The sequence below is a fragment of the Burkholderia sp. PAMC 26561 genome, from assembly GCF_001557535.2.
In the GTDB taxonomy this organism is placed as follows: domain Bacteria; phylum Pseudomonadota; class Gammaproteobacteria; order Burkholderiales; family Burkholderiaceae; genus Caballeronia.
Window position 1 is genome coordinate 105,177 of the sequence record NZ_CP014306.1, and the last position, 12,864, is coordinate 118,040.

At 60.6% G+C, this 12,864-nt stretch carries 11 protein-coding genes; 3 read left to right on the plus strand and 8 right to left on the minus strand.

The window, feature by feature from the left end:
• Positions 1–66 precede the first annotated feature (66 nt).
• The 4 genes from AXG89_RS00540 to AXG89_RS00555 all read right to left on the minus strand — a co-directional run bounded on the left by AXG89_RS00540 (position 67) and on the right by AXG89_RS00555 (position 4,162).
• Positions 67–585 carry a hypothetical protein gene (locus AXG89_RS00540; RefSeq protein WP_236873351.1) on the minus strand — a complete coding sequence of 173 codons (519 nt, stop codon included), beginning with the start codon at positions 583–585 and terminating at the stop codon, positions 67–69.
• Positions 582–857 carry a hypothetical protein gene (locus tag AXG89_RS00545; protein ID WP_062167134.1) on the minus strand — a complete coding sequence of 92 codons (276 nt, stop codon included), beginning with the start codon at positions 855–857 and terminating at the stop codon, positions 582–584. Before AXG89_RS00545 ends, AXG89_RS00540 begins: the two co-directional genes overlap by 4 nt.
• Before the next feature lie 180 nt (positions 858–1,037).
• Positions 1,038–1,790, minus strand: a complete 753-nt coding sequence (locus tag AXG89_RS00550; protein WP_062170161.1) for a 5'-methylthioadenosine/adenosylhomocysteine nucleosidase — start codon at positions 1,788–1,790, stop codon at positions 1,038–1,040.
• 2 nt (positions 1,791–1,792) lie between these two features.
• Positions 1,793–4,162, minus strand: coding sequence for a UvrD-helicase domain-containing protein (locus AXG89_RS00555; RefSeq protein ID WP_062167136.1), 2,370 nt, complete (start codon positions 4,160–4,162; stop codon positions 1,793–1,795).
• Between the two features lie 208 nt (positions 4,163–4,370).
• Between AXG89_RS00555 and AXG89_RS00560 the strand changes: the two genes are divergently transcribed.
• Together AXG89_RS00560 and galU are read left to right on the plus strand one after the other, a co-directional pair.
• A complete protein-coding gene (locus tag AXG89_RS00560) occupies positions 4,371–7,241 on the plus strand; it encodes a valine--tRNA ligase (protein ID WP_062167138.1) in 2,871 nt (956 codons plus the stop codon).
• Between the two features lie 201 nt (positions 7,242–7,442).
• Positions 7,443–8,324, plus strand: coding sequence for a UTP--glucose-1-phosphate uridylyltransferase GalU (galU, locus tag AXG89_RS00565; protein ID WP_056354112.1), 882 nt, complete (start codon positions 7,443–7,445; stop codon positions 8,322–8,324).
• An 88-nt stretch (positions 8,325–8,412) separates the two neighbouring features.
• Here galU and AXG89_RS00570 read toward each other — a convergent pair whose 3' ends face one another.
• From AXG89_RS00570 to AXG89_RS00585, 4 genes are read right to left on the minus strand one after another with little or no spacing between them, the layout of a single operon-like run.
• A complete protein-coding gene (locus AXG89_RS00570) occupies positions 8,413–8,640 on the minus strand; it encodes a sulfurtransferase TusA family protein (protein ID WP_031360613.1) in 228 nt (75 codons plus the stop codon).
• Between the two features lie 55 nt (positions 8,641–8,695).
• On the minus strand, positions 8,696–9,751 hold the full coding sequence (locus AXG89_RS00575) for a Gfo/Idh/MocA family oxidoreductase (protein ID WP_442861739.1): 1,056 nt from the start codon (positions 9,749–9,751) through the stop codon (positions 8,696–8,698).
• Positions 9,712–10,710, minus strand: coding sequence for an inositol 2-dehydrogenase (iolG, locus tag AXG89_RS00580; protein ID WP_062167142.1), 999 nt, complete (start codon positions 10,708–10,710; stop codon positions 9,712–9,714). Before iolG ends, AXG89_RS00575 begins: the two co-directional genes overlap by 40 nt.
• Complete coding sequence (locus AXG89_RS00585; RefSeq protein ID WP_062167144.1) at positions 10,700–11,599, minus strand: MurR/RpiR family transcriptional regulator; 900 nt, start codon at positions 11,597–11,599, stop codon at positions 10,700–10,702. Before AXG89_RS00585 ends, iolG begins: the two co-directional genes overlap by 11 nt.
• Positions 11,600–11,810: 211 nt before the next feature.
• Between AXG89_RS00585 and AXG89_RS00590 the strand changes: the two genes are divergently transcribed.
• Positions 11,811–12,863 (plus strand): sugar ABC transporter substrate-binding protein, encoded by a 1,053-nt coding sequence (locus AXG89_RS00590; RefSeq protein WP_061999875.1) that lies wholly within the window; start codon positions 11,811–11,813, stop codon positions 12,861–12,863.
• Position 12,864: the final 1 nt, after the last annotated feature.

Below are 12,864 nucleotides of genomic sequence, written 5' to 3' on the forward strand. Positions count from 1 at the left end.
TGCACCTGAGCATAGTTCAGCCGTCAAGGCCGTGCTAGAGAGGGACGGCCCTGATTCGTGCGGGTGTCACGGCATTTGAAGGCGGGGTTTAGCGATGGAAGGCGGTTTCGAGAGGTCCGGGCCCAAGTGCTTGAGCAGCACCGGCGCGAGTTCGTTGGCGACCCGCATGCCCGATACCACGACCAGGCGCATTCCGCTGCCGCTGCACATGCCGCGCACGATCTCCCGCGTCGATGCACGCGCCTCGATGCGCGGTTCGATCACGATCAGGCCGCGGCAGTACATTGCGAGGGCGCTCCGGTTCGATCGCAGCCATGCGGAGCGCAGGCGCAGATCGTCGGCGGGTTCGTCGGCGCAATACTCCGCGACGATCACGAACGGCGCTTTCAGCGCAAGCAGACGCTGCATTTCGGCGCCCCAGGCAAATGCGTAGCCGGGCTGTACCGAGCGGCGGCGCAACCGCACGAGCGGGAAACGACTGGCGTCGTGCATGCGCTGATTCGGGACATCGGAACGATGGATTGTTTCCGCTGCGGGCGTTGCCAAGGTGGCCGGCGTCGCAGTTTGAGATTGGGTGGCGATCACAGCGGTCTCGTACTCCAGAAATTCATTACCAGCGCCAGGTTGGCGATCATCGGGCGGCGCTGAAAGCGCGGCCGGCGAGCTTGCCTGGCCGTGTCTCCGATCTGCGGCGTTGCGTTGCCGAGCCACGCATGGCGGGTGGTCTCGATCACACGTGCGGCGTTAGTGGATATAACCTGCGCTGCCCGGCCGGAATCAGGCAGTGAATCAGCCAGCGAATCAGCCAGCGATCCGGGCGAGAAGCCGGTCAATCTATCGAGCGTCGTTTGGGTCAAAGTGGACCTCCTGTCGTCCGATGTATTGTAATTGCGAATCATTCTCAATTACAAGCAGGATTTTTGGGGCAGGACCGATGCAAAGATCTGGGATCGTTGGTGAGCGAAGCCGATGCGCGAAGCGCCGCCATGAGCGGGGCTACGGCCGTTGGAAAGACAAGATGAGGCGGATTGCCGCGCTCAGACGCGCGCCGTCAAGAAGCGCCGCAGAATCCCCGACGAATACGCGCCGCCGAGCGCGTGAAGGAACTCGAGGAATGACTCGGGCGCGTCGGCATCGGCGGTATCTGATACGGTGCGCACCACGGCGCACGGCACGTCGTGTTCGTAACAAACCTGGGCGATCGCGGCGCCTTCCATCTCGACGGCGAGCGCTTCAGGCAAAGCGTCGCGAAGCGCGTTCACCTCGGCATGACTCGATACAAACCGGTCCCCGCTCACAATCAGCCCGCGATGCAACCGTGGAGGATGCACACCGAAACGCGCCTCGAGCGCCGCGTGTTCATCGGCGAGAAAGGCGGTGCAGGCCTTGGCCAACGCGTCGCTGAGCCCGGCGTTCGCGGCAAAACGCGCCATGCCGAGCAACGGCACCTCGAAGCGCGGAAACAGCGGCGACGCGTCCAGATCGTGCTGCATCAGCATATCGCCGATCACGATATCGCCCACGCGCACGTCTTCCCGAACACCGCCCGCGACACCCGTGAACACGATGGAATCGACGCTGAACACGTGGATCAGCGCGCTCGCCGTCGCGGCCGCGGCCACTTTGCCCACGCGCGCCAGCGTTACCACGCACGGCACGCCATGCGCCGTTCCGACGTGATATTCGCGACGGCCGATGATCTCGGTGCGGACATTCCCGGCAAGGCGCATTGCATCGGTGAGATCGCCCAGTTCCTGCGGCAACGCCGCCATGATGCCGAGCCGGTCCATCTTCATTCCACTGCCTGCAGTTTAGCCACCGCCAACGCGAGCCATTTCTCGCCATGGCGTTTGAACCGGACCTGGGCTTTCGCGTCCGTCCCTGCTCCTTCCAGCGCGATCACCGTGCCCTCGCCGAACTTGTTGTGGAACACGGGCTGGCCGATCTTGAATCCGGTGTCAGCCGCGCGCTGGTTGTTGGCGAACGCGGGCAACGGCTTGCCGGCATCCGGGTCCGTGTAAGCGGCGCGTTCTCCGCGTTCCTGCCCCGGACGCGCGAACCAGTCCCGGCCCCAGCCGGCGTTATCGGCCCGGCCGCCCCAGCGCGCGCCTGCTTCCACTTTGGGCGTGAGCCATTTGAGCGACTCTTCCGGAAGCTCATCGAAGAAACGGGAGCGGATGTTGTAGCGCGTCTGGCCGTGCAACATCCGGCTCTGGGCAAACGACAGATACAACCGCTCCTTCGCCCGCGTGATCGCCACATACGCGAGACGCCGTTCCTCTTCGAGCCCGTCGCTTTCCTGCGCGCTGTTCTCGTGCGGGAACAAACCCTCTTCGAGCCCCGTGATGAACACGGCCATGAACTCCAGCCCCTTGGCTGCGTGCACCGTCATCAACTGCACGGCGTCCTGGCCGGCTTGCGCCTGGTTGTCGCCGGCTTCCAGCGATGCATGCGACAGGAAACCCGCCAGCGGCGTCATGGTGTCGGGGTTTTGCGCAGGATCGGCGGGACTTTCGGGATCGAGCACATCGACAGCGGGATCATCCGTCGCCACGCCGATTTCCGGCGCGTTGGTCGCGCCCGGGCGCAGCGGAATGGAACGCGCGGGGGTATCGAGCCCGTAGCCTTCTTCCTGCACGAATGCAGCCGCCGCGTTCACCACTTCCTGCAAGTTCTCGAGCCGGTCCTGGCCTTCGCGTTCATTCTCGTAATGCGTCGCGAGACCGCTCGCGCGGACCACGTACTCCACCGTTTCCGGCAAGCTCATGTGCTGTGTTTCGGCGCGAATCTTGCCGATCAACTGCGCGAAATTCGCGAGACTCGAACCTGCCTTGCCGGCCACGTAGGGCACGGCCGCGGCCATTGAACAGTTGTAGAGACGGGCGGCGTCGGCGAGTTGTTCGATCGACCTTGCGCCAATTCCACGCGTCGGGAAATTCACGACGCGGGAAAACGCGGTGTCGTCGTTGGGGTTGTCGATCAGGCGCAGATACGCAAGCGCGTGCTTCACTTCCTGGCGCTCGAAAAACCGCAAGCCGCCATACACGCGATACGCAATGCCCGCATTCACCAGCGTATGTTCGATGGTTCGCGACTGCGCATTGCTTCTATACAGGATCGCGATCTCGCCACGCGCCGCGCCTGCATGAATCAGCGCCTTGATCTCCTCGACGATCCACCCGGCTTCCTGCGTATCGGTCGCGGCCTCGTACACGCGCACGGGTTCGCCGTGACCTGCATCGGTGCGCAGATTTTTGCCGAGCCGGCGCGAGTTTTTCGCGATCAGGAAGTTGGCGGTATCGAGAATATGACCATGCGAGCGATAGTTCTGCTCCAGCTTGATCATGTTGCGCACATGGAATTCGCGCTCGAAGTCATGCATGTTGCCGACGTTCGCGCCACGGAATGCGTAGATGGACTGGTCGTCGTCGCCCACGGCGAAGATGGCGTTATGCTCGCCCGCCAGTATCTTGAGCCACGCGTACTGCAGCTTGTTCGTATCCTGGAACTCGTCGACCAGAATATTGCGAAAACGCGCCTGGTAATGCGCGCGCAGCGGCGGATTGTGCGCGAGCAGCTCGTAGCAGCGCAGCAGGAGCTCGGGGAAATCCACCACGCCTTCGCGCTGGCATTGCTGCTCGTACGCCGCGTACAACTCGACGAACTTCATGTTGAAGGCGTCGGTCGCGTCGACGTCTTTCGGACGCAGCCCTTGTTCCTTCGCGTTGTTGATGAAGTACTGGAGATTCTTGGCCGGATATTTTTCGTCGTCGATATTCAGGCCCTTCATCAGCCGCTTGATGGCCGAAAGCTGGTCTGCAGTATCGAGGATCTGGAATGCCTGCGGCAGGCCGGCATCGCGGAAATGCGCGCGCAGCATGCGGTTGCACAAGCCGTGGAAGGTGCCGATCCACATGCCGCGTGTATCGATGGGCATCATGGCCGTCAGCCGCGCCATCATCTCTTTTGCGGCCTTGTTCGTGAACGTGACCGCGAGAATGGTCTGCGGCGACGCATAACCCTGCTGGATCAGCCACGCGATGCGCGTGATCAGGACGCGCGTCTTGCCGCTGCCCGCGCCCGCCAGGATAAGCGCCGGCTCGTTTGGCAACGTGACGGCGGCAAGTTGTTCGGGGTTCAGATTGGCAAGCAAATCGGGCATGGGCGAGTCTTCCGGTGGGTCGAACATTATAAGACCGCGCGGGCGGACACGTTTTCGAAACAACCGCTTTGAAAGCTCGCTTTGCGCTCGATTGAGGCCGATCAGGCGCGCCTAAATCGGCTGCAGGTTCGGTAAGACCTTATAATTCACCGATGTCGCTGGTCGACCCCCGCTTCTTTTTTACGCAATTTTCGGCAGATCCCACCCCATGAGTGACAACACGCTTGCGAAGAGTTTCGAGCCCCAGAACATCGAGTCCCACTGGGGACCCGAATGGGAAAAGCGCGGGTACGCCGCGCCGAGCCTCGACGAAGGAAAAAAAGACTTCTCGATCCAGCTCCCGCCGCCAAACGTCACCGGCACGCTGCACATGGGTCATGCGTTTAACCAGACCATCATGGACAGCCTCACGCGGTATCACCGCATGCTCGGCGAAAACACCCTGTGGCTGCCGGGCACGGACCACGCGGGCATCGCCACGCAGATCGTGGTCGAGCGCCAGCTCGACGCCAAGGGCATCTCGCGCCATGACCTCGGCCGCGAGGAATTCCTGAAACGCGTCTGGGAATGGAAACAGCAGTCGGGCTCGACCATTACGGGGCAAGTGCGCCGACTGGGCGCGTCCATCGACTGGTCGCGGGAATATTTCACGATGGACGACAAGATGTCGACCGCCGTGCAGGATGTTTTCGTCACGCTCTACAAGCAGGGCCTGATTTATCGTGGAAAGCGGCTGGTGAACTGGGATCCGGTGCTGGGCACGGCTGTATCGGATCTTGAAGTGGTGAGCGAGGAGGAAGCCGGCAATCTGTGGCACATCAACTACCCGCTGACGGACGGCTCGGGACACCTGACAGTTGCCACCACGCGCCCGGAAACCATGCTCGGCGACACCGCCGTGATGGTCCATCCGGAAGACGAGCGTTACGCGCATCTCATTGGCAAGACGGTCACCTTGCCGTTGTCGGGCCGTGAAGTTCCGGTGATCGCGGACGACTATGTGGATCGCGAGTTCGGAACCGGCGTGGTCAAGGTTACGCCGGCGCACGATTTCAACGACTATCAGGTGGGCTTGCGTCACAAGCTGCCCATGATCGAAATCCTTACGCTCGACGCAAAAATCAACGACAACGCGCCGGAAAAATATCGTGGCCTGGATCGTTTCGATGCCCGCAAGCAGGTCGTGGCCGATCTCGAAGCGCTCGGCGCGCTTGAATCGGTCAAGCCGCACACGCTGATGGTACCGCGCGGCGACCGTACCAGCGTGGTGATCGAGCCCATGCTGACGGACCAGTGGTTCGTGGCCATGAGCAAACCGGCGCCGGAAGGCACGTTCAATCCGGGTAAATCGATCGCGGAAACGGCGCTCGACGTAGTCCGCAGCGGCGAAATCAAGTTCGTGCCGGAAAACTGGTCGAACACGTATTACCAGTGGCTTGAAAATATCCAGGACTGGTGTATTTCTCGCCAGCTCTGGTGGGGCCATCAAATCCCCGCGTGGTACGGTGAGAACGGCGAAATCTTCGTCGCCAAGACGGAAGCCGAAGCGCGCGCGGAAGCCTCCCAAAACGGCTATACCGGCACGCTACGACGCGACGAAGATGTGCTCGACACCTGGTTCTCGTCCGCGCTGGTGCCGTTTTCGTCGCTTGGATGGCCGAACGAAACGCCGGAGCTGAAGCATTTCCTGCCGTCGTCGGTGCTGGTGACGGGGTTCGACATCATCTTCTTCTGGGTTGCCCGGATGGTGATGATGACCACGCACTTCACGGGGAAGATCCCGTTCGACACGGTCTACGTCCACGGTCTCGTGCGCGACGCGGAAGGCCAGAAAATGTCGAAGAGCAAGGGCAACACGCTCGACCCCATCGACATTGTCGACGGAATCGATCTGGAAACGCTCGTCGCCAAGCGTATTACCGGCCTGATGAACCCGAAGCAGGCCGAGAAGATCGAGAAAAAGACCCGCAAGGAGTTCCCGGACGGAATTCAGCCGTTTGGCACGGATGCCTTGCGCTTCACGATGGCGTCCATGGCCACTCTCGGTCGCAACGTGAATTTTGATCTGGCAAGGTGCGAGGGATACCGTAATTTTTGCAATAAGTTGTGGAACGCTACACGGTTTGTGCTGATGAACACCGAAGGCCACGATTGTGGTTTCGGCAAACCGGAAGAATGCGAAGCGGGCGACTGCGGCCCAGGCGGCTACCTGCATTTTTCGCAGGCGGACTTCTGGATCGTCTCGCTGCTGCAGCGTGTGGAAGCGGAGGTCGAGAAGGGTTTCGCTGATTACCGGTTCGATAACGTGGCAAGCGCCATCTACAAATTCGTCTGGGACGAGTACTGCGACTGGTATCTCGAACTGGCGAAGGTACAGATCCAAAACGGCCTGCCCGAGCAGCAGCGCGCGACACGCCGGACCCTGCTGCGCGTGCTGGAAACCGTGCTGCGTCTGGCTCACCCGATCATTCCGTTCATCACGGAAGCCTTGTGGCAGAAGGTTGCGCCGCTGACCGACCGGTATCCGCAGCCGGCCAATGGCAGCCAAACGGCATCGATCATGATCCAGCGCTATCCGCAGGCGCAACCGTCGAAAATCGACGAATCGTCAGAACAGTGGGCGGCCGAACTGAAAGGAGTCATCGATGCATGTCGTAATCTGCGCGGCGAGATGAATTTGTCACCGGCAGTGAAAGTGCCGCTGCTGGCAACGGGCGACGAAGCGCAGTTGAAGTCGTTCGCGCCTTATGTCCAGGCACTGGCGCGTTTGTCGGAGGTAAAGATCATCACCGACGAAAATGCGCTCGACGCAGAGGCAAGTGGCGCGCCAGTTGCTATTGTAGGATCGAACAAGCTGGTGCTTAAGGTCGAGATCGACGTCGCCGCTGAACGCGAACGCCTCACGAAGGAAGTCGATCGGCTGACACAGGAAATCGGCAAGGCGCGCGTCAAGCTGGAAAACGAAAGTTTTGTAGCCCGTGCGCCGGCCGCGGTGGTTGAACAGGAACGCAAGCGGCTTGCCGAATTCGAGTCGACGGCTGACAAGCTGAAAGCGCAGCTTTCACGGTTGCCGGCGTAAACTTCATTCAGACGCGGCGGTGTCAGACCTGGAAACTAACCTATAGCTTGTTCCGTCTATAGCAAAGTGCAGTTTGACGCTGGAAGAATTCACTCGTCGCACTTTTTTATTCACGGATCAACCTGCATCATGGCAGTGGCTCTCGGGCCCACGAAATTCAGGCTTGACGTTTAAACACGATAAGAGGATCAGGGTCATCAAATGCTAAAAGTTACGAAAGCGGTTTTCCCGGTTGCGGGTCTCGGTACCCGGTTCCTCCCCGCAACCAAGGCCAGCCCGAAGGAAATGCTGCCTGTGGTCGACAAGCCGCTCATCCAGTACGCGGTCGAAGAGGCAATGGCAGCCGGCATTACGGAAATGATCTTTGTGACGGGGCGCAGCAAGCGCGCCATTGAAGATCACTTCGACAAGTCGTATGAGATCGAGGCCGAACTGGAAGCGCGCGGCAAGCAGAAGCTGCTCGATCTGGTCCGCAGCATCAAGCCGAGCCATGTGGACTGTTTCTACGTGCGCCAGGCCGAAGCGCTCGGTCTTGGGCACGCGGTGCTGTGCGCCGAAAAGCTGGTGGGCGACAACCCGTTTGCCGTCATCCTCGCCGATGACTTGTTGTACGGCACGCCGCCGGTCATGACGCAGATGATCGAAGTGTTCGACCACTATCACAGCTCGGTAATTGGCGTAGAAGAGATCCCGGCTCAGGATTCGAAGTCGTATGGTGTTATCGACGGGAAAGAGTGGGAAGACAATATTTTCAAGCTGTCGGGCATCGTGGAAAAGCCGGAACCGGCTGTGGCGCCGTCGAATCTCGGCGTAGTCGGCCGTTACGTGCTGAAGCCGCGTGTTTTCGACCATATCCGCGCGTTGAAGCCGGGCGCAGGCGGTGAACTGCAACTGACGGACGCGATCCAGTCGCTCCTCGCGGACGAACAAGTGCTCGCGTACAAGTATCACGGCACGCGTTTCGACTGCGGCAGCAAGCTCGGTTATCTGAAGGCGACGGTGGAATTCGCGCTGCGTCACCCGGAAGTTGCCGCCGACTTCCAGGAATACCTGGATACGCGCTCGCCGCATTTGGTTGGATAAGTCTGGCTTCGGGCGCCCGTCGTGGCGCTTCGAAAATAAAAATGCCCATGATCTTCGTCATGGGCATTTTTTCGTCCGGCTGACCTGCTTAACGCCGCCGCATCAAAAAAGTGAAGACCTTGTCGTGCGAGGTCGATTCCACCAGTTCATTGCCGGTCTGCTTCGAAAACGCGGCAAAGTCACGTTGGGAACCCGGATCGGTCGCGAGGACCTTCAGAATCTGACCGCTTTGCATGTCGGACAGCGCCTTCTTCGCCCGCAAGATGGGCAGCGGACACATGAGCCCGCGCGCATCGACTTCCTTGTGCACTTCCATCGAATGAGCCTTGTTCGAATCTGCTTTTTGTAAGAGTCCGATTTTACCCCACTGCCTAAAAATTCACCGCTTCTCCCTTGGCCAGGGATTCCCTCATCGCGATGCCGATGCGCGTGGCTTCCCGCGCGTCTTCAAGCGTGAGGCCCGTCGCGGGGCCACCGTTGAGCGACGCCACGAACGCCTCGGCCTCGTTCAGGAACGCGTGTTCGAAGCGCTCGAAGAACGTCGGCGTACATTCGTTGCGAATGCCCGTGGCATCGAAAATTTCCACGCGATTCAACCGCGGGTTGCTCCCCACCGATAACGCCCCGCCCGTTCCCACGACTTCCGTTTGCGTATCGTGGCCATGCGCACTGGTCCGCGATGCATGGAAAACCGCCATGCGTCCGCCCTCGAACTCGACGATGGCAACGCCGTTATCAATGTCGCCACACGCAGCCAGGCCTTCGTGGATGGCAATCGTGCCGCTTGCAAACACGCGCGTGACACGCGGATTGCCGAGCATCCAGCGCGCCAGGTCGATGTCGTGGACGCTGCAATCGAGGAACAGGCCGCCCGATGTCGGCGCGAAACGCACGAAGAAGCCATCGGGATCGTTTTTATCGACGGTTTGCGAACGGACCATGAACGGCCGGCCGATCGCGCCCTCGCGGACCTTGTTGAAGGCATCGCGATAACTGGCGTCGAAGCGGCGCACGAAACCGATCATGACCTGCAGATCGGGAAACCGTGCGCTTTCTTCGATAACCCGGTCGCACTGCGCCAGGTCCAGCGACAACGGCTTCTCGCAGAACACGTGTTTGCCGGCCCGTAATGCCGCGATGATCTGGTCGGCATGAAGCGACGTAGGCGTAACGAGCCAGACGGCATCAATCGATGTGTCTTGCAGCAACGACTCGTAGTCGTCGTAGAGCGCGAGTTCGGGCAGCTTTTCCACCGCCCATTCACGTTCAGCCGCGACCGGGCTGCACGCGGCCGCGAGCGTCGCGCCGGGCACATGCCACGCGAGATTGCGCGCATGGCGTTGACCAAGCCGCCCCAGTCCGGCAATGCCGATCCGCACCGGCGCTTTCATGCCGCGCCCAGCTTGATGATCGTTCCTTCGCGCCATGAACGCGTGGCGGCATCGGCGAGTTCGAGCGCTTTCAGGCCGTCCGCGACCGTCGTGCGCACGGGTTTGCCTTCCTGGACGGCATCGAAGAAATGCGCGATCTCCAGCGCGTACGCCGCGCGGTATCGCTCGAGGAAAAATGCCTCGGGGACATCGTTCGATACCGCCGTCTTCGAGTACGCGGTGACTTCGGTGGGACGGACATTGCCCGCCTGCAGCATGCCTTTGCTGCCGAGCAATTCGAAGCGCTGGTCGTAGCCGTACGCCGCGCGCCGCGTCGTGTTGATCTGGCACAAGCGGCCGCGTTTGGTGCGAATGGTGACGGCCGTCGAGTCGATGTCACCCGCATCCGCAATCGCCGGATCGGTCAGGACGCTTCCGGTGGCGTGCAGTGTGTCGGCTTCGTCGTCGAGCATCCAGCGGAAGATATCGAAGTCGTGGATCAGCATGTCCTTGAAAATGCCGCCCGAATGTTTGATGTAGTCAACGGGCGGCGCCCCCGGGTCGCGACTCGTAACAATCAGCATTTCCGGATCGCCGATTTCACCCGCCTCCACGCGCGCCTTCAACGCAGCGAACGTCGGGTCGAAGCGGCGCTGGAAGCCGATCATGCAGACCACGCCGGCTTTGGCGACGGCATCGGCGCAAGCGCGTGCGCGTTCGAGCGTCAGGTCCACAGGCTTTTCGCAGAACACGTGTTTCTTTTGCGCCGCCGATTTCATGATCAGGTCGGCATGGGTATCGGTGCTCGAACACACCACGGTCGCGCCGATGGACGCATCGCCCAGCGCGCCTTCCACGTCCGCCACTTGTGCGCCGTGCAGCGCGGCCAGGGCGGCGGCGGCTTCCTTGTTGACATCGACTACATATTTCAGGCGCACGCCCGGCTGTTTCGCCAGATTCGCCGCATGGATCTTGCCGATCCGCCCTGCTCCGAAAACCGCTACATCAATCGTCATAGCCGCCTGTCTCCCTTGATTCTTCTACGTTCAGTTCAAGCCGGTACGCAAGCGCGATGAACAGCGCCTGGCACAGGCAGATCGTGCTCGTGAGCGAGCGGAACGCGAACGCGCTGCCCTCCTTCACGAACAAATGCGCGCTCGCGTGACGCGCGAGCGGCGAAAGCTGGCCATCGGTGATGACCAGCGTCTTGGCGCCGTGATGCTGCGCCGCGCGCACGCAGTACTGCGTCTCCTTGCCGTAGGGCGCAAAGCTGATTGCAACTACCACATCGCCCTTTTTCACGCTGCGAATCTGCTCGCGGTACATCCCGCCGAAGCCCGACACGAGATGCACGCGCTTGGCCGTATGCTGCAGCGCGTACACGATATAACTCGCCACCGGAAACGATCTCCGCACGCCGATCACGTAGATGTTCTCGGCATGCTCCAGCATCTTCACGGCGGCTTCGAACTGTTCGTCGTCGAGACCCGCTTCGAGTTCGGCGAGCCCGCTTTGACTCGCCGCGATGAATTCACGCGCGACCGATCCGCCCGACAACTTGCCGGGCTTTTCATCGATCAGTTTCCTGATCCGCTGCTGGTAGCTTTGCGCGGAACCGTTCTGGCCCGTGTACGCCTGCTTGAAAATCGCCTGTAGGTCGGAGAAGCCGGAAAAACCGAAGCGTTGCGCAAAGCGCACCACCGCCGACGGATGCACGCCGCACGCGCTCGCGATATCTCCGGTGCGATCCATCATCACGTTGCTGCGATGCTGCTCTATATACGTCGCCACGCTTTTGAGCTGGCGCGGAAGTGCGTCGTACGCCTCTGTGATGCGCTGCATCAGCTCGTCGACGGTCTCGGTGTCCGTGGCTGTTTCCTGTGTGTCTGATGTGTCTTCCTGCATGCGGTGCTCGTCATGGATTCCCGTTTCGATGCAACCGATTATAGATACCTCCCGGAACAAATGGAATGAATTTTCCAAACGTCGGGTAGTTAAACTTCCTATTGCATAGCGCTCAGAGTTGTCCTAATCTTGGTCGTGAGCAAGGGGACGTGAGCGCTGTCCATCGCGCCTGATTGCTTATCCAGAAAAACAACCGTGATAGGTGGAGACAATGAGACTTTGCAATGGCCGAGCCGCCCTGCGCGTGCTCGCAGCGGCTGCCGCTTTGTGCGGCGCAGCGGCACTGAGCAGCCAGGCAGCCCACGCGGCTCCCGACGCCCATTTCGTTTTGATCAGCCACGCGCCAGATTCGGACTCATGGTGGAACACGATCAAGAACGCCATCAAACAGGCCGATGAGGACTTCAACGTCGAGACGGATTACCGCAATCCGCCCAACGGCGATCTCGCCGACATGTCGCGGCTGATCGAACAAGCGGCGGCGCGTAACTACGATGGCGTGATCGTGACCATCGCGGACTTCGACGTGCTGAAAAGTGCGATGAACAAGGTGACCGCGAAGAAGATTCCGCTCGTCACGATCAACTCGGGCACCGAAGAGCAAAGCGCGCAGCTTGGCGCGATCATGCATATCGGCCAACCTGAATATGTTGCGGGTCACGCGGCCGGCGAGAAGGCCAAGGCCGCAGGCATCAAGTCGTTCCTGTGCGTCAATCACCTGGCGACCAACGTGGTGTCGTTCGATCGCTGCCGTGGTTTCGCCGATGCCATCGGTGTCGACTACAAACCGTCGACGCTCGACTCGGGACAAGACCCGACTGAGATCCAGTCGAAGGTCAGCGCGTATTTGCGCAATCATCCGAACACGCAGGCCATCCTGACGCTCGGACCGACGCCCGCTTCGGCCACATTGAAAGCCGTGCAGCAGATGGGCCTGGAAAAGAAGATCTGGTTTGCGACCTTCGATTTCTCCGATGACATCGCAAAAGCCATCCAAGCCGGCACGATCCAGTTCGCGATCGATCAGCAGCCGTACTTGCAAGGCTATATCCCGGTTGCCGTGCTGGCGATCGTGAAGCATGACAAGACCACCGATCCGGTGAAGATCCGCCAGATCCTGGAAGCGAATCCGAAGTTCAAGGCTCGGCTCGCAACCTACGGACTTCAACCATCTTACGGTCCGAAGAACATCCGTTCAGGACCGGGCTTCATCACGAAGGACAACATCGACAAGGTGTTGAAGTTCGCAGGCCAATACAGGTGAT

Coding starts and splice junctions, on each gene's coding strand:
- AXG89_RS00555 (WP_062167136.1), bottom strand. CDS start 4,162: ATGCCCGATTTGCTTGCCAATCTGAACCCCGAACAACTTGCCGCCGTC.
- galU (WP_056354112.1), top strand. CDS start 7,443: ATGCTAAAAGTTACGAAAGCGGTTTTCCCGGTTGCGGGTCTCGGTACC.
- AXG89_RS00570 (WP_031360613.1), bottom strand. CDS start 8,640: ATGGAAGTGCACAAGGAAGTCGATGCGCGCGGGCTCATGTGTCCGCTG.
- AXG89_RS00560 (WP_062167138.1), top strand. CDS start 4,371: ATGAGTGACAACACGCTTGCGAAGAGTTTCGAGCCCCAGAACATCGAG.
- AXG89_RS00590 (WP_061999875.1), top strand. CDS start 11,811: ATGAGACTTTGCAATGGCCGAGCCGCCCTGCGCGTGCTCGCAGCGGCT.
- AXG89_RS00575 (WP_442861739.1), bottom strand. CDS start 9,751: ATGGCGCGAAGGAACGATCATCAAGCTGGGCGCGGCATGAAAGCGCCG.
- AXG89_RS00550 (WP_062170161.1), bottom strand. CDS start 1,790: ATGGACCGGCTCGGCATCATGGCGGCGTTGCCGCAGGAACTGGGCGAT.
- iolG (WP_062167142.1), bottom strand. CDS start 10,710: ATGACGATTGATGTAGCGGTTTTCGGAGCAGGGCGGATCGGCAAGATC.
- AXG89_RS00585 (WP_062167144.1), bottom strand. CDS start 11,599: ATGCAGGAAGACACATCAGACACACAGGAAACAGCCACGGACACCGAG.